We start from the raw sequence: 16,861 nt of genomic DNA, 5'->3' as shown, positions 1-16,861 counted from the left end.
AAAGCCGCTTGCTCCGCTCGCTTTCCCCGATACGATCCCGCGGATTGCCCGAGGCAGGAGCCGACGATGAGTTTGCAGTCCGCGGCGCTGCTGGCGCTGGCCATGATCCTGCTGTTGTTCGTCATTGCTGCGCTCGTCGAGACGCGTGGTGCGGCGCTCGCGCGGCGTCCCGCCCTGCGCCACCGTGCCTATACGCTGGCGCTCGGCGTCTATTGCACGAGCTGGACCTTCTATGGTGCGGTCGGCAGCGCGGTGCGCGACGGGTGGAGCTATTTGCCCATCTATGCGGCGCCAATGCTGCTGCTGCTCGCCGCGCCGCGCTTTCTGCGTCGCCTGTCGGAGGCGGTCCACGAGGAGCAAGCAACGACCGTATCGGACTTCATCGCTGCGCGCTTCGGCCACGATGTCGTCGTCGCGCGGCTGGTGACGGTGATCGCGCTGCTCGGCACCATTCCCTATATCGCGTTGCAGCTTCGCTCAATCGGCGCCGCGCTCAGCATCGTGTCGGGCGCCGAAGTCGCGGCGCAGGCGATGCTGGTCGCGGCACCGCTGCTGGCGCTGTTCGCAATCCTGTTCGGGGCGCGGCGGTTCGAACTCGCGGGTCGCAGCGAAGGGCTGCTCTACGCGATCGGCCTTGAATCGGCGATCAAGCTGCTTGCGCTCGTCGCGGTCGCGGGCGTGGCGGTGGCCGTACTCGCCGCCACCCCGCCGCAACGCGTGATCGAGGGCTTTTCGGCGCTGCAATCGCGGTTCGAGCCGCAAGGACTGACGCTCAATGTCGCGATCATCTTCCTGACCGCGATGCCCGCCATCCTGTCCTTGCCGCGGCAATTCTACATGGGACTGGTCGAAGCGCGCCAGCCCGACGATCTCGTGCGTGCCCGCTTCGGCCTTGCCGCCTATCTCGGCACGATGGCGATCGTCGTCCTTCCGATCGCACTCGCGGGGTTGACCGTGCTCGGCCCGGCGATCGCCCCGGACGTCTATGTGCTCGAACTGCCCGCGGCCGAGGGCTTCGGCTTCGTTCTCGCAGCGGCGTTGCTTGGCGGGGTCAGCGCGGCGGCGTCGATGGCGATCGTCGATTCGACCGCGCTGGCGACGATGGTATCGAACGACCTTGTCTTCCCGACCCTGATGCGCGCGCCGGCGACGACCGAATCGGGGGCGATCGGGCGGCGGATGCTGACGATCCGGCGGCTGTCGATCCTTGCGATCCTGACAATGGGACTCGTTTGGGCTCTGCTCGTTTCGGCACAGGATTCGCTCGCCTCCATCGGCCTCATCGCCTTTGCCGCCATGGCGCAGTTCACCCCGCATCTCATCCTCGCGGCAACCGGCAAGGGCCGCGATTCACTCGCGGCACGCGCCAGCCTTTCGGTGGGATTGGCACTCTGGCTCTACACGCTCGCATTGCCGCCGGTCGTCCCGACCGCGTGGCTCGACGCGCTGGCGGGGACCGCTATCGATCCGCTGCGCCTGCTCGGGATCGGCGGCGCCGCGCCACTCTCGCACGGCGTCATCTGGAGCGTCGGCGCCAATCTGATCGTCTATGCCGCGATCGCCGCGCGCAAGGTGCAAACGCCGCCGCTGCCGCGCTTCGTCCGCGCGCAGCGGCCGATCACCAACCTCGCCGATCTTGCGCAGCTCACCGGAAGCTTCGTCGGCGAGGAACAGGCGGGCAAGGCCTTTCCGGGCGCCGATCGCAGCCATCCGGTGGACCGGCAGGCGGCACAGCGCGCCCGCGAACTGATCGCGCAGGTCGTGGGTGCCTCTTCGGCACGCGCGCTCGTCGCCTCTGCGCTCGCGGGCGGCCAGCTCAGCTTCCACGAAGTCACGCGGCTGCTCGACGAAGGGGGTCAGAGCCTGCGCTTTTCGCGCCGGCTGCTCGCCGCGACCTTCGAAAATGTCGGCGCCGGAATCAGCGTCGTCGATTCCGACCTCAACCTCGTCGCATGGAACAGCCGCTATCTTGAACTGTTCAACTACCCCCCCGGTCTGGTTCGCGTCGGCGTGCCCGTCGCCGATCTCATCCGGCATAATGCCGAGCAGGGCGATTTCGGACCGGGCGATGTAGCACATCATGTCGAAAAGCGGCTCGAACATCTGCGCCGCGGGCAGGAACACAGCGTCGAACGGCACCGCAACGACGGCCGCGTCATCAAGATCGTCGGCGGATCGATGCCCGGCGGCGGCTATGTCATGTCCTTCACCGACATCAGCGAAGAAGCCCGGATGCGCGAAGAATTGCGCCGCACCCTCGAGGAGCTCGAACAGCGCGTCACCGATCGCACGCGCGAGCTCAGCGATGCCAACCGCCGCCTCGCGCGGACCGATCAGGACAAGACGCGCTTTCTCGCTGCGGCGAGCCATGATCTTCTGCAGCCGCTCCATGCCGCGCGGCTGTTTACCGCCGCGCTCGGGCGCGATGCGAGCGCGGCGCAGCACGACCTGATCGGCCGCGTCGAAAGCGCGCTGGTGGCGGCGGAAGACCTGCTACGCTCGCTGCTCGATATCAGCCGGCTCGACGCGGGCGGGGTGACGCCCGAACCCGCCGCCATCGCGCTTGCGCCGTTTCTGGGCGATCTCGCCGAAACCTTCCGTCCGATGGCGGAAGCCAAGGGCCTCCGACTACGCATCGGCGCGATGCCGGGCACCGTCGAAAGCGACGCCGGGCTGCTCCGATCGGTGATGCAGAATTTCATCGGCAATGCGGTGCGCTACACCGCGCGCGGCGGCGTCCTTATCGGTGTAAGGCGGCGCGGCGGCGATTGGCGGATCGACGTCATCGACACCGGCGTCGGCATCGCCGAGGCACAGATCGAGGATATATTCTCCGAATTCGTGCGGCTCGGCGAGGTGGAGGTCGAGGGTCTGGGGCTCGGCCTTGCCCTCGTGCGCCGCATCGTGCGGCTGCTCGGCGGGCGGATCGAGGTGCAATCGGCGCCCGGTCGCGGCAGCCGTTTCAGCCTCTATCTGCCGGCCGCCGAGTCCGGCGAAGCGCCGACCGCGTTCCCGAAGATCGCAGCGACGGGAAACCCAGCGCCGCAGTCGCTGCGTGTTCTGGCGGTCGATAATGACGAGCGCATCGTCGAGGCGAGCCTCGCCCTGCTCGCGCGCATGGGCCACGATGCGGTTGGCGCGCGCGGGCCGGGCGATGCTCTCTCAGCGCCGGGACGTTTCGATGCAGCACTCGTCGATTATCAGCTGGATGACGGCGCCAACGGGCTCGACCTGATCGCGCAGTTGCAGATGCAGCACCCCGGTCTCCCAGCCCTTCTGGTGACGGCGGAAAATGGCGCTGCCATGCGCGCCCGCGCGGCCGAACTGGGGGTGAGGATCCTTGCCAAACCCGTCGCGGCGGGCGCGATCGAGGATTTTCTGACGGCGCTGTCAGTGCGCGAGATCGAGCCCGAGTGACCGCGCGACAAGGGCCGCCTGGGTGCGGTTGCGAACGTCGAGCTTGCGCATGATCGCGGTCATATGCGCCTTCACCGTCGCCTCGCTGATTCCCAGATTATGGGCGATCTGCTTGTTGAGCTGGCCGCCGAGCACGGCGAGCAGGACCTTGAGCTGAGTCGGGGTCAGGCTGGCGACGGTTTCGCGAATCTCGTCGGTGGCCGAATCCGGCGCGGGGGAACGCGGCGCCGACCGGCGGCCAATCGCTGCCGCAACCGCCGCCTCGATCGCGCCAAGGTCGCTGCCCTTGTGCAGAAAACCGATCGCGCCAAATGCCCGCGCCTCATCGGCAGCCGCCGCGCCTTCGGCGCTCGATACGACAAGGATCGGAACGTCGGGACATTCGGCGTGAAGCAGCGCAATCCCCGAATAGCCGGTCGCGCCGGGCATTTTGAGATCGAGCAGGATCAGCCGGAGATCGGGCGCGGCGGTGGCCGCGGCGACCGCTGTGGCGAGCGTTCCGGCCTCCGCAATCGCGGCCTCGGGCAATATTTTTTCGACCGCCAGGCGCAGCGCCTGACGAAAAAGCGGATGGTCGTCCGCAACGAGGACGGTTCCTGTCACGCCTCCGCCAGCAAGGGCCGATGCGCGAGCAGATGATCGACCACCGTGGGGTCGGCGAGGGTCGATGTGTCGCCCAGATTGCTCACGTCATTCTCCCCGATCTTGCGCAGGATACGCCGCATGATCTTGCCCGAACGCGTCTTCGGCAGCGATGGCGCGAACTGGATGACGTCGGGCGTCGCGATCGGGCCGATTTCGTGGCGCACCCATTGGACCAGCTCCTTGCGCAGCGCCTCGTCGGGTTCGACCTCGGCGTTCGTGGTGACGAAAGCATAGATGCCCTGCCCCTTGATGTCATGTGGCATGCCGACGACCGCTGCTTCGGCGACCTTGGGATGCGCGACGAGCGCGCTTTCGATCTCGGCGGTGCCCATGCGGTGACCCGACACGTTGATGACATCGTCGATACGGCCGGTAATCCAGTAATAGCCGTCGGCATCGCGGCGGCAGCCGTCGCCGGTGAAATAGCGGCCCTTGAAGGTCGTGAAATAGGTCTGGAAAAAGCGCGCATGGTCGCCCCAGACGGAGCGCATCTGCCCCGGCCAACTGTCGGTGATGACAAGGCAGCCTTCACCGGCCCCTTCGATAACGACGCCATCATTGTCGACCAGGGCCGGCTGAACGCCAAAAAAGGGCCGCGTCGCCGAACCGGGCTTGAGCGCGGTGGCGCCAGGGAGCGGGCTGATCATCACGCCGCCGGTTTCGGTCTGCCACCAAGTATCGACGATCGGACAGCGCCCATCGCCCACGACCTTGTGATACCATTCCCACGCCTCGGGATTGATCGGCTCGCCGACGCTGCCGAGCAGGCGCAGTGTCTTGCGGCTGGTCTTCGTCACCCAATCGTCGCCTTCGCGCATCAGCGCGCGCAGCGCGGTCGGCGCGCCATAGAAAATCTCCACCCCGAACTTGTCGACGATCTGCCAGAAACGCGACGGATCGGGAAAATTGGGCACCCCTTCGAACATCACCGTCGTGGCGCCGTTCATCAGCGGACCATAGACGACATAGCTATGCCCGGTGACCCAGCCGATGTCGGCGGCGCACCAATATATCTGCCCCGGCCGGTAATCGAAGACATAGCGGTGCGTGACCGCTGCCCAAACTGCATAGCCGCCGGTGGTATGCAGCACGCCCTTGGGCTTGCCCGTCGATCCCGAGGTATAGAGGATGAACAACGGATCTTCGGCGTTCATTTCCTCGGCCGGACAATCGTCGCTTTGCGCGGCGACCGCCATGTGCCAGTCGATGTCGCGGCCCTCCACCATCGGAACATCCGCGCCGGTACGCCGCAACATGATAACGCGCTCGACGCCAGGGCAATCGGCCAGCGCTTCGTCGACATTGGCCTTGAGCGGCACATGCTTGCCGCCGCGCAGCCCTTCGTCGGCGGTCAACACGATGCGGCTGTCGCAGTCGGTGATGCGCCCGGCGAGCGCATCGGGCGAAAAGCCAGCAAAGACGATCGAATGGATCGCGCCGATCCGCGTGCAGGCAAGCATTGCCACCGCAGCCTCGGGCACCATCGGCAGATAGATGGTCACGCGTTCGCCGCGCTGCACCCCCTGCGCTTTGAGCAAATTAGCAAAGCGGCAGACGTCGGCGTGCAGTTCGCGATAGCTGATCGCGCGATGCGCATCGGCCGGATCGTCGGGTTCCCAGAGGATCGCGATCGCGTCGCCGCGTTCGGCAAGATGGCGGTCGAGCGCATTGGCCGAGAGATTGAGCGTTCCGCCGGAGAACCAGGCGATGCCGAAATCGCTTTCGTCAAAGCTCGTCTCCTTGACGTGGGTAAAGGGGCGCATCCAGTCGATGCACTTCGCCTGATCGCGCCAGAAGGCATCGGGCTGCTCGACCGATTGCCGATACATCGCATGATAGCTGGCGTCATCGACCAGCGCATCGGCCGTCCAGGCGGACGGCACCGGATAAATCGTCTCTCCCATCGCTTGCTCCTTTTGGTCCGCGTGGACTTTTGCCGGTCTGCCTAGCGCAAACATCGCCTGCCGCGCTGTTAGACAATGGTCGTAGGTCTACGACCATCGTCCGGATGGCGCCGCGATGGCGCGCGCCGCACTCTGCCCCGATCCCGAGGTGAACATCGGGAACAGGGAGACGTCAGATGCAAAGGCGAAATACCGCACCCCTCCATCTTTTGCTGGCCGCCACCGCGCTCGTCGCACCGGGGACGGCCTTTGCCCAATCGACGCCGCGCGAAGCCGAGCTCGAGGCTCGGCTGGCGAAGCTCGAGGCCGAAATGCAGATCCTGCGCGCCGATCTTGCGAGCGCGCGCAGCGATCAGGCAGCGACCGCCGCCGTCGCGCAAGAAGCCGCCGCGAAGAGCGACGCCGCGGCCACGAAGGTCGCGGCGCTGCAGCCGCAGCCAGCGCAAGCGGCGCCCGCCGACGGTTTCCGTTCGGGCGCAACGACGATCAAGATCGGCGGCTTCATCAAGCTTACCGCGACGAACAGCCGGTTCAGCGAAGGCGAAGTGGCGACCAACTCGCTCGGCCGCGATTTCTACCTGCCGCAATCGATCCCGGTCGGATCTGGTCCGGCCGCCCGCGTGCAGGATTTCAGCGCCAAACAATCGCGGCTGTGGCTCAACCTGTCGACCGATGTCGCGGGCCATGCGGTGAAGGGCTATGTCGAAACCGACTTTCAGACATCGCCGGGCACGCAGGGGTCTCAGCGCACGACCAATGGCTATAATCTGGCGCTGCGGCGCGCCTATATCCAGGTCGACAAATTCACCTTCGGGCAGGACTGGTCGACCTTCCAATATGTCGGCGCGCTGCCCGAAAGCACCGATTTCGTTGGCGCGACCGAAGGCACGGTGTTCGTCCGCCAGCCGCTTGTCCGCTACTCGGCGCCGCTCGGTGGCGGCGTGACGCTCCATGCATCAATTGAAAATGCGGAGTCGGGAACCGCCACCCTTGGCGCCCCGGCGCTGGCAGAAAACGGCGACGACAGCATCCCCGACTTCGCGGCGCGGATCGCCTATGCAGGCAAGCTTGGCGAATTGTCGCTCGCGGGCCTCGCGCGCGAAGTGCGCGTTGCCACTGCCGGCGTCTCGGCAAAGAATTTCGGCTGGGGCGTCAGCGCCGCGGGCAAAATCTATCTTGCCGCCGACAAGGGCAGCGATATCCGCTTCATGGCGACCTATGGCAGCAATGCCGGCCGCTATATCGGCCTCAACTTCGCGCCCGATTCGGTGTTCGACCCGGCGACCGGCACCCTTGCCGATGTTCGCGAGTTCGCCGCGCTCGCGGCGGTGCGCCTCGCCGTGGCGCCGCAGCTCCGGGTCAACCTGATGGGTAGCTACCAGAATGTCGACTATGCGGGTTCGATCCCGCTCGCGACCCTGTCGGGGTTCAACGACAAGGCGTGGAGCGCGGCCGCCAACCTTTTCTGGTCACCGGTCAAGAGCATCGACCTTGGCATCGAATATCGCCACGGTGAGCGCGAAATCGTGAGCGGAGCCAAGGGCCAGCTCGACCGCTTTGAATTTGCCGCAAAATATAGTTTCTAAACCGAACAGGGACAGGGAGAGGTTTCATGGCAACGGCATATGACCATTTGCCCAAGCATCACGAGGCGACGCAGAGCGAAAAGCTCGTCATCACCGCCTCGTCGCTGGGCACCGTTTTCGAATGGTATGATTTTTATCTCTACGGCCTTCTGGCCACGATCATATCGGCGCAATTCTTTTCGGGCGTCAACGAAACGACCGGCTTTATCTTCGCGCTGGCGGCCTTTGCCGCAGGCTTTGCGGTGCGTCCCTTCGGGGCGCTGGTGTTCGGGCGGATCGGCGATCTCGTCGGCCGCAAGAACACCTTTCTGGTGACGATGGGCTTGATGGGCCTTTCGACGTTCGTCGTCGGCCTTCTTCCCTCCTATGCCACGATCGGCGTTGCAGCGCCCATCATGCTCATCGTCATGCGGCTGGTGCAGGGCCTTGCGCTCGGCGGCGAATATGGCGGCGCGGCGACCTATGTCGCCGAACATGCGCCCAACAACCGGCGCGGGCTTTACACCAGCTTCATCCAGACGACCGCGACGCTCGGCCTGTTCGCGGCGCTGCTCGTCGTCATCGGCACGCGCACGCTGATCGGCGAAGAAGCGTTCAAGGACTGGGGATGGCGCGTGCCCTTCCTTGTTTCGATCATCCTGCTCGCGGTGTCGATGTGGATCCGCATGCAGCTTTCCGAAAGCCCGGTCTTTCAGAAGATGAAAGATGAAGGCACGACCTCGAAGGCGCCGCTGACCGAAGCGTTTGGTCAGTGGAAGAATGCCAAATGGGTTCTCGTCGCGCTGCTCGGCGCGGTCGCCGGCCAGGCGGTGGTCTGGTACACCGGCCAGTTCTACGCGATGTTCTTCCTTGAAAAGATGCTGCTCGTCGATGGTGCGACGACCAATATCCTGATCGCAATCGCGTTGGCGATCGGTACGCCCTTCTTCATCTTCTTCGGCTGGCTGTCGGACAAGATCGGGCGCAAGCCGATCATCCTGGTGGGTTGCGCGCTCGCGGTGGTGACCTATTTCCCCGCCTTCCACGCGCTGTCCGAAGCCGCGAACCCGGCGCTTGCCCGGGCCGAGGCTTCGGCGCCGGTGACGGTGGTGACGAACGACGCCGACTGTTCGTTGCAGTTCGACCCCGTCGGTAAGAACAAGTTCGACGCCAAGAGCTGCGACATCGCCAAGGCCTTCCTCGCCAAAAACGCGATCGGCTATGCGAACGTCGCCGCGCCGGCAGGCAGCGTCGCGGTCGTCCGCATCGGCGCCGAAAGCTTTACCGCTCCCGATCCCGCCAAGATAACAGGCGACGAACGCAAGGCGGCGATCACCGCCTTTCAGGGGCAGATCAAGGATGCGCTGACCAAGGCAGGCTATCCGGCAAAGGCCGATCCGGATGCGATCAACAAGCCGATGGTCATCGCCATCCTGACCTATCTCGTCCTTCTCGTGACGATGGTCTACGGCCCGATCGCGGCCATGCTGGTGGAATTGTTCCCGACCCGCATCCGCTACACCTCGATGTCGCTGCCCTATCATATCGGCAACGGCTGGTTCGGCGGCTTCCTGCCGACGACGGCCTTTGCGATGGTCGCGGCAACGGGGGATATCTACTACGGCCTCTGGTATCCGATCGTCATCGCCGCGCTGACGGTGATCGTGGGGCTATTGTTCCTGCCCGAAACCTTCCGCCGCAATATCGACGCATAGGCAGGTTTTTCGGCACGGACCGGGGAGGATGGCGGGTCGCGCATCCTCCCCGGATTCTTCGCTCTCTATTTTTCGGGGCTTTGCGCTGGATCAAGGCATGATTGGACGCCGGGGCGCAAGGGGCACAGGCTCTTGAACGAAAGGCTCTCTCCCATGGACACGACGCTACTGCTTCCTACCCGTTCCGGCATCGACGTGCTGGTGCGCCCCGCCACCGAAGCCGACGAGGCGGCGCTCGTCGATTTCTTCGACCGCGTCAGCGACGAGGACCGGCGCTTCCGCTTCTTTTCGGCCGGCGCCCACGTCAACCATCGCCAGCTTGAACCACTGATTCACGCCGACCATTATCGCAGCGAAAGCTTCCTCGGCTTCGACGCGGCGAGCGGCAAGTTGATCGGATCGGCGCTGCTCGCCTGTGATGCGGCGATGGATACCGCCGAAATCGCGGTGTCGGTGTGCAGCGACTATCGCGGCAAGGGGGTCGGCTGGGCGCTGCTCGATTTCGTCAGCCGCGAGGCCGAACGGCGCGGCGTCCGGCGCGCGATCGCGATCGAGGCGCGCGAAAATCACGCTGCCATCGAACTTGAGCGCGAAAAGGGCTTCGCCCCCGAAGCGTTCGATGGCGACCCGACGCTGGTGGTTCTTGCCAAGACATTTCGATAAAGGACGACAGATGAGCGACGCCTACCGGCAGGCCTGGACCGACAGCATCACCGACCGCGACGCCTTTTGGGGCGCCGCCGCGCGGGCGATCGACTGGGTGACGCCGCCGCAGCGCATCCATGATGCCGATGCGGGCTGGTTTGCCGGGGGCACGCTCAACACCGCCGCCAATTGCCTCGACCGTCATGTCGCGGCGGGGCGCGGCGATGCGCCGGCGCTCGTCTATGACAGTCCGGTCACCGGGCAGGTGCGCCGGTTCACCTATGCGCAATTGCTCGAAGAAAGCGGCTGCGTCGCGGCGATGCTCAAGCGGCTGGGCGTCGGCAAGGGCGACCGCGTCGTCATCTACATGCCGATGATCCCCGAAACGGTGTTTGCGATGCTCGCCTGCGCCCGCATCGGCGCGATCCACTCGGTCGTTTTCGGCGGTTTTGCCGCGCTCGAACTTGCCAAGCGCATCGACGATGCCGCCCCGCGCCTGATCCTGACAGCCTCGTGCGGGATCGAGGGGGGCCGTCTGATCGCCTACAAGCCGATGGTCGATGAGGCCCTCGCGCTTGCCAATCACCAGGTCGAGCATGTCGTGCTCGTCCAGCGCGATGCGCTTGCCGCCGATCTCCAGCCGCCGCGCGATATCGACTGGATGACGCTGCGCAGCGAATGTGCCGGCGATCCGATACCCGAACCCACGGTCATGGCGGCAAACGATCCGCTTTATATCCTTTACACGTCGGGGACGACGGGCACGCCCAAAGGGGTGGTGCGCGAACATGGCGGACATGCCGTTGCGCTCGCCTGGTCGATGGCGAATATCTATGGCATCGGAGCAGGCGATTGTTTCTGGGCGGCATCCGACGTCGGCTGGGTCGTCGGCCACAGCTATATCGTTTACGCCCCGCTCCTCGTCGGTGCGACGACGATCCTGTTCGAAGGCAAGCCCGTCGGCACCCCCGATCCTGGCACCTTCTGGCGCACGATCGTCCGGCACGGGGTCAAGACCTTCTTCACCGCGCCGACCGCGATCCGCGCGATCCGCAAGGAAGACCCCGACGCCGGCTTTCTGGCCGACATCGGAACCGGCGATCTCGAAGCCGTCTTCCTCGCCGGCGAACGCGCCGATCCCGACACCATCGCCTGGCTGGAGGAAAAGACCGGCCTGCCGGTGATCGACCATTGGTGGCAGACCGAACTCGGCTGGCCCGCGATCGCCAGTTGCTTCGCGCTCGGCGACCTGCGCCGCAAGCGCGGGAGCGCCGGCTTTCCGGTACCGGGCTACGAATTCGTCGTGCTCGGCGAGGACGGCCAGCCGGTCCCCGACGGGCAGAGCGGATCGATCACGATCAAGGCTCCCCTTGCCCCCGGCGCCTTTCGCACCCTGTGGAACAATCCGGCGGGCTTTGCGCGCAACTTCGAAAGCTTCCCCGGCTATTATGAGACGGGGGATGCGGGCCATTTCGATGCCGACGGTTTCCTCCACATCATGGGCCGCACCGACGATATCATCAATGTCGCGGGCCACCGCCTATCGACAGGTCAGATGGAACAGATCGTCGCGCAGCAGGACGGCATCGCCGAATGCGCGGTCATCGGCGCCGACGATGCGATCAAGGGGATGATCCCCGTCGCCTTCGTTGTTCCGCGTGCCGACGCCGCCGATCCCGATACGCTGGTGCGCACCGTCATCGCCGCGGTGCGCGCCGAATTGGGCGCGGTCGCGGCGCTCAAGACCGCCTATGTCGTGCCGCAGCTTCCCAAGACCCGGTCGGGAAAGATCCTGCGCAACCTGCTGCGCAGCATCGTCAACGGCCAGCATGTCGAATGTCCGCCGACGATCGAGGATCCGGGGGTGCCCACGATCATCCGCGCAGCGGTCGCGGCGCGGTCAGCGCTCTGACATTGTTGGAAGGCCGTTTCGTTTCGCGCCGATACGGCGGCCGGGCAGAAATGGCCGCTATCATTGTCTCGCATCACCCCCACAGTCGCACGAAATCGCCGGAAACAGTTTCTTCGCAAGGACGCTTGTCTTCGCCCCGGCACGCTGATAGAGGCGCCCATCGTTGCCGCTTTAGCTCAGTTGGTAGAGCACATCATTCGTAATGATGGGGTCACAGGTTCGAGTCCTGTAAGCGGCACCACTCTCCTCCCAAGGCAAACCCGACACGTGCGGCTGAAGGGTCTTTTGCGTGGGTGCTTGATTGGGTCCTGTTTGGGACGACAGCAGCAGCATCGCGCTAGAGCTGGCCACCTTCCCTTTGAGTCTGGCAACCAAGTCCGAGACACGCCGGAAGATGGAGCCCCCGGGGCTCTCTTTCTGTGAACTCGGTGATGGAGGTTGTCTTAATTTCCTAACCAATCCGCTGCGAGCTCGCCCCGGTGCCCTTCCGGCGCCAGCGCGGCGCGGAGGGCTTCGAGCAGCGGGGGCAGCGCCTGCGTGAAGGCGTATGGCGGGTTAATGATGAAAAGGCCCGCGCCGTTGTAAATGCCCGGCTGATCGACATCGTACAGCCAATGCTCGACCCACAGGAATTTCGGGATGCCCAGCCGCCTGAGCTGCTGCTTCCATCGCACGTGCGCCGCGCGGTCTTTCAGCGGATACCAGATCACGGTTACGCCGTGCGCCCATTTGCGGTGAGCGGCAGCAAGAGTGGCTGCGATACGGGCGCGCTCATCCGTCTGCTCATAGGGCGGATCGACCACCACCACACCGCGTGACGTTCGGGTCGGCAGCATTGCTAGCCACAACTCATAGGCGTCGCGCTCATGCACGGCCGCGGATGTGCCGCGCATCGCGCTGCGCAGGGCCGTGGCGTCTTCGGCATGTTTTTCGTTGAGGATCAGAAAATCCTGGGGCCGCAACAGCTGCTCCAGAATGCGCGGCGAGCCGGGGTAGAGGTGCGGCTCACCCCCGGCATTCACGGCCTGTACGGCGGCGCGGTAATCGTCGAGCAAGGGGTTCGCGTCGGCAAAGGCCCGTAGCACACCCAGCGCAGCCTCCCCGGTGCGCTGCGCCTGATCGCCCTTGAGATCGTACAGCCCGCATCCGGAATGGGTGTCGATCAGGGTGAGCGCACCGGGCTTTTGCTGCAAGGCCCGCACGAGAGCGATCAGCAGGCAATGCTTCACGACATCGGCGCTGTTGCCGGCATGGAAGGAATGACGATAATTCATCAGAATTCAGAGCTCATCGATCTGTCTTTGCATGAAGTTCTGCGCGCGGCGGCCGACTGCGAAACGAGTGACGCAATCGATATGAGCCCCATATAACGTCGGACGGAAAGCATCAAAGCGCTTCTGGGCAAGATCTCAAACCCGCGCCGGCGCAAATGGTCCTTGCTGTCGGGTACTTTGACCGCCGACACGCGGGAAACAGCAAATGGCACAAAATTTAGCGTCATACTCACGCATAGCGCATTCCATCGTCACACATCGTACAGACGGGTGAGAAACACGCAGGGTTTTGCAGTTACTTCTGGCCGAGCCTGTCCGTAACGCAGTCATCGCAGATTGCGACGCCTTCGAGGCGCTGGATCAGCGCCTCGATCTGGCCGGCTATTGTCGATCGGCGTGGCAAGGATCAGCCGGCCTTCGTCATTGCGGTCTCAAGCGCGGCAATCCGCTCGGAACAAACGACATGAACCGCGCGGCCCAGCTCTTCGACGCGTTCGCCGAGCCAGCGCAGTTCCTCTTCGGTTATCCGGTAATGCTTGCTGTAGCGGGCCTTCACATAGGCTTCCTTGAGCTTCTCGAAGCGCGAACGATCGGCCTTCAACTCGCGCGGCCAGGCATCGACGAGACGCATGTCGATGCGCTCGGCCTGGGTGCGCAGGAACCCGAGGTTGTGAACGTGGGGGGAGTAGAAAGTGCAGACCAGAAGGACGCAGTGGTATAGAGTTTCCGCTGTCTGATGCAGCTCGAACGCGGTCTCTTTCAGATGGCCCCTTTCGAAACCGAAATTCACAAAATCTTGGCGCCGCATCGCTGCTGGAAACCACTCGTCAAAATACTCCTGCGCCATCGCCAGCGCCTGCTGCGGCGTCTTGGGCTTTGGCGTGTGGAGCGGCTTGTCGTCGCTCTCGTAGAGCGCGATCCCGTCGCGCGCGACGTCCATGAAGAAATACCGCCCGTGCGCGAGCCCGTCGTTCACCTCCTGCAGGGTGTGAACGATGAAGTTCACCGGGGTCTTGAGGGTCTGGTCGATCAGAAGCTCCCGGGCGAACCGGTCGTCGAGCTTCGACCAGACATCGACCTTGTCGATGAGCCGCTTGTCGCTGACGATGATGAGCAGGTCGAAGTCCGAGCGATAGCCCTTGGCGGTGTGCGGTTCGTCGACCCAGCCGCCGCGCGCATAGCTGCCGTAGAGGATGATCTTGTCGATGCGCCCCTTCTTCTTCCAGCTCATCGTCGCAAGCGCGATGCTGTCGGCAAATTCCTCGAAGATGATCGCCTTCACGCGCTCAAGTTCGCGCTGCTTGGCGGCCGGAAGATGATCAAGGTCGGTACGCATGATGATTATCACCCTGTAATCGCGCGGGCCGGATGGCAAGCGCCATCCGGCCCGCGCGCCTTCCTAGAACCGGAAACGCCACCACCATGGATCCTTTTCGTCCATCGCGATCATGAGGACGCGAAGGGCACCCGCAAAATGCCATTCGACATCGGCGACCGTGATGCCGAACCGGGCGGCGATCTCGGGATAGCCGAGCTCCTCGACGCGGATTGCGAGGAAGACCTTGCGGTCCATCTCCTCCATCCGATCGACAGCGCGCTCGGCAGGCCACAGGCAAAGCCGGTCTTCGCGGGAATCCCGGGGCGGTTCAAGGTGACCTCAATGACCGCGCGAACCCGGCCCAAATATTCGCTCTTAAGCGAAGCCGCGGACTATGTGGACGCGGGTGCTCGCAAAAGGGCTTCGGCGCTCAAAGCCCAAAGTCGGAGGGACGAAACCTAAACCGATCTTCCGACGGAAAAGCGCGAAGAGCGATCAACTCGCTTTGCTCATAGCGAATATGCCAAGTTTGGGCATTGCGGGGCGCTGGATCACGAAAGACCGATGGATCCAGCAGGGCCACGTTCGCGCGATGCTGAGGATCTCTAACGGACACATAGCGAATAGCCTGCGCGTCTATCTCTCGCGCTTCAGACGCAAATTGCTGGCAAGCGGAATAGTCGTCCCGCGCCATCCACAGCGACGCGCCCGCAACAAATGGATCTGCGCACAAGTCGAGCAACCGATCGATCGCAACCGAGACATTGATTGCCGAGTGTTCAACGGTCGTGCTCGGCGGCTGGAATCCGGGCGACCGGGAGTAGAAGCGCAGCCGCCAATAGGCTGTCTCGGCGATCGCAGCACCAATAGACTCTCCGGCGTAGAAAATACCGGGCTTCTCGCCGGCGCGGCGAAATCTTGAGCTACTCTTGTGACCGTAGCGAAACGGCGTCGCGAGCAGGTAGTGAAGGTGTCTCGCCGTCACCGGCAAGGTTGGCTTTACTTCTTCCATCAGCTGTTCGAGCAACGCTTGATCGTCGGAGCCAACAGCCAGGCGGTTAGTCGAAATCCGATGTTGCGCCTCGACGATCCGCCACAGCTTTCCACTGTAGGAGCGAAAATGCTCTGGCTTCGGCGTTCGCTCAAACGCGGGCGCGGTAATCATCGACATAGTCGGCCACGTCGTTCAGACCGCGGATGGAGCGGATCAGATCGATCGGTCTGCCGCCAAGATCCAAGTTTTCCGACTTCAACCAAGACGCCGACGCCGCATCGTCGCTTCCCATAAGCGCATCGAGGCTGCGAAAAAGCCGGACGAGATACTGCCCAAGTTCGAACGCCTTCTCGGCTCGCTGAAGTTGATAACTGCCGGAACGAAGCCGCGAGGCCGTTGCCGCGGAAATACCGACCACTGAGCCCAACTGCTCGTTCGTCAGCTTCCAGCACGTCGCCACACGCGCTACCGCTTCCGAGAGAACTCGTCCCTGATCCGCTTGGGAGGCTGGCCGCGTCGCCAATACATTCTCCAGAATGAAATTCTACATTTCCATTCATAAGAATAAACTTCGGATTTTGCAAGCGGGCGCGTTTCATTTGCCGGTTAGGGACGAGATTTGGGCTTCATCAGACGCGCAAGGCGCCGAGATAATCGCTCCACCACTGATGCATTGCTACCCGTTCATCCCAATAGCGCCCTCGGATAGGCGACACTGAATCACGTTCCTTAGGAGTTCGGAGCCGATGCGGCGCCTGATGCAGGTTTTGTCAGTGCTTGAAGCAATGCTCTCGATGCCAGGCTAGGAAGGCCGGATGCGGGCGCTCTAGCGGTCGCTGTGGTGGGATGGCGAAGCCGGTCCTGTTGATCAGAGAGCGGATGCTTGACCTGCACCCGGAATTCTGGACCGTTCTGAGCTGGAAAATTCCAGTTATGATCGGAGGGCCAGGATACGGAGGGTGTGATGAAGAGATCGAAGTTTTCGGAGGCGCAGATTGCCTTCGTGCTCAAGCAGGCTGACGACGGAACGGGTCGCGTCCGTCAAGGTGGTGTAATTTCGGCTGTGGCCGTGGGCCATCGTCAGGCGGCTTTGGCGGTGATGTGTAGGGGCTGATTTTCCTCCTCGATCATGGGTTGGTTGAGTTCGGCCATGCCTTCGATCTGCATGTATCGGTGCTGGAGCTGCCACTCGTCGTTCTGCTCCATCAGCACAGCCCCGACGAGGCGGATGATGCTGTCTTCGTTCGGGAAGATTCCGACGACGTCGGCGCGGCGCTTGACCTCCTTGTTGAGCCGCTCGAGCGGATTGGTTGAGTGTAACTTCGTGCGGTGCTGGGTGGGGAAGCCGGTGTAGGCGAGCACGTCGGTTTCGGCCTCGTCCATGCAGGCGCCGAGCTTGGGCCAACGGGTGCGCAACTGGTCGGCGACCTGTCGCCAGACCTGCGTTGCGCTTTTCTGATCGGGCTGCAGGA

The 16,861-nt window shown here is 63.9% G+C and carries 13 protein-coding genes and 1 tRNA gene; 6 read left to right on the top strand and 8 right to left on the bottom strand.

Translation table 11 applies throughout. The annotated features are described in order from the left end of the window. Window positions 1-66 precede the first annotated feature (66 nt). Entirely contained in the window at window positions 67-3,417 is a 3,351-nt protein-coding gene (locus tag L0963_RS11865) for a hybrid sensor histidine kinase/response regulator (protein ID WP_217372494.1), read from the top strand. Here L0963_RS11865 and L0963_RS11860 read toward each other — a convergent pair. Together L0963_RS11860 and acs are read right to left on the bottom strand one after the other, a co-directional pair. After that, the gene (locus L0963_RS11860; protein ID WP_062900390.1) at window positions 3,391-4,020 is read right to left on the bottom strand and encodes a response regulator transcription factor; all 630 of its coding nucleotides are present in this window, start codon (window positions 4,018-4,020) and stop codon (window positions 3,391-3,393) included. The two genes, L0963_RS11865 and L0963_RS11860, sit on opposite strands and share 27 nt — an antisense overlap. After that, entirely contained in the window at window positions 4,017-5,966 is a 1,950-nt protein-coding gene (acs, locus tag L0963_RS11855) for an acetate--CoA ligase (RefSeq protein WP_217372495.1), read from the bottom strand. The genes L0963_RS11860 and acs overlap by 4 nt, the downstream gene beginning before the upstream one ends. A gap of 176 nt (window positions 5,967-6,142) precedes the next feature. Between acs and L0963_RS11850 the strand changes: the two genes are divergently transcribed. The 5 genes from L0963_RS11850 to L0963_RS11830 all read left to right on the top strand — a co-directional run bounded on the left by L0963_RS11850 (window position 6,143) and on the right by L0963_RS11830 (window position 12,044). Further along, complete coding sequence (locus tag L0963_RS11850) at window positions 6,143-7,552, top strand: DcaP family trimeric outer membrane transporter (RefSeq protein ID WP_234179747.1); 1,410 nt, start codon at window positions 6,143-6,145, stop codon at window positions 7,550-7,552. 26 nt (window positions 7,553-7,578) lie between these two features. Then, window positions 7,579-9,246 carry an MFS transporter gene (locus L0963_RS11845; RefSeq protein WP_186402488.1) on the top strand — a complete coding sequence of 556 codons (1,668 nt, stop codon included), beginning with the start codon at window positions 7,579-7,581 and terminating at the stop codon, window positions 9,244-9,246. Between the two features lie 153 nt (window positions 9,247-9,399). After that, entirely contained in the window at window positions 9,400-9,909 is a 510-nt protein-coding gene (locus L0963_RS11840; RefSeq protein ID WP_003039626.1) for a GNAT family N-acetyltransferase, read from the top strand. A 10-nt stretch (window positions 9,910-9,919) separates the two neighbouring features. Further along, the gene (locus L0963_RS11835; protein WP_217372496.1) at window positions 9,920-11,803 is read left to right on the top strand and encodes an AMP-binding protein; all 1,884 of its coding nucleotides are present in this window, start codon (window positions 9,920-9,922) and stop codon (window positions 11,801-11,803) included. Window positions 11,804-11,968: 165 nt separating this feature from the next. Further along, window positions 11,969-12,044, top strand: a tRNA-Thr gene (locus tag L0963_RS11830). A 202-nt stretch (window positions 12,045-12,246) separates the two neighbouring features. Here the strand turns inward: L0963_RS11830 and L0963_RS11825 are convergent. The 6 genes from L0963_RS11825 to L0963_RS11800 all read right to left on the bottom strand — a co-directional run. Beyond that, on the bottom strand, window positions 12,247-13,077 hold the full coding sequence (locus L0963_RS11825; RefSeq protein WP_217372497.1) for a 23S rRNA (adenine(2030)-N(6))-methyltransferase RlmJ: 831 nt from the start codon (window positions 13,075-13,077) through the stop codon (window positions 12,247-12,249). Window positions 13,078-13,483: 406 nt separating this feature from the next. Further along, window positions 13,484-14,413: a nucleotidyltransferase and HEPN domain-containing protein gene (locus tag L0963_RS11820; protein ID WP_217372498.1), complete on the bottom strand. Its 930-nt coding sequence runs from the start codon at window positions 14,411-14,413 to the stop codon at window positions 13,484-13,486. 63 nt (window positions 14,414-14,476) lie between these two features. Continuing rightward, window positions 14,477-14,689 (bottom strand): sigma factor-like helix-turn-helix DNA-binding protein, encoded by a 213-nt coding sequence (locus L0963_RS11815; RefSeq protein WP_267960668.1) that lies wholly within the window; start codon window positions 14,687-14,689, stop codon window positions 14,477-14,479. Between the two features lie 136 nt (window positions 14,690-14,825). After that, window positions 14,826-15,566, bottom strand: coding sequence for an RES family NAD+ phosphorylase (locus L0963_RS11810; RefSeq protein WP_217372500.1), 741 nt, complete (start codon window positions 15,564-15,566; stop codon window positions 14,826-14,828). After that, entirely contained in the window at window positions 15,538-15,912 is a 375-nt protein-coding gene (locus L0963_RS11805) for an MbcA/ParS/Xre antitoxin family protein (protein WP_217372501.1), read from the bottom strand. Before L0963_RS11805 ends, L0963_RS11810 begins: the two co-directional genes overlap by 29 nt. A gap of 557 nt (window positions 15,913-16,469) precedes the next feature. Then, window positions 16,470-16,861: transposase (locus L0963_RS11800; RefSeq protein ID WP_234179742.1), on the bottom strand; the 392-nt coding region annotated here is incomplete at its 5' end.

Origin of the sequence: Sphingopyxis sp. NFH-91 (assembly GCF_021401285.1) — a bacterium.
In the GTDB taxonomy this organism is placed as follows: Bacteria; Pseudomonadota; Alphaproteobacteria; order Sphingomonadales; family Sphingomonadaceae; genus Sphingopyxis; species Sphingopyxis terrae_A.
The sequence above is the reverse complement of the archived record's forward strand: the minus strand, read 5'-3'. Positions and strand labels throughout refer to the sequence as shown.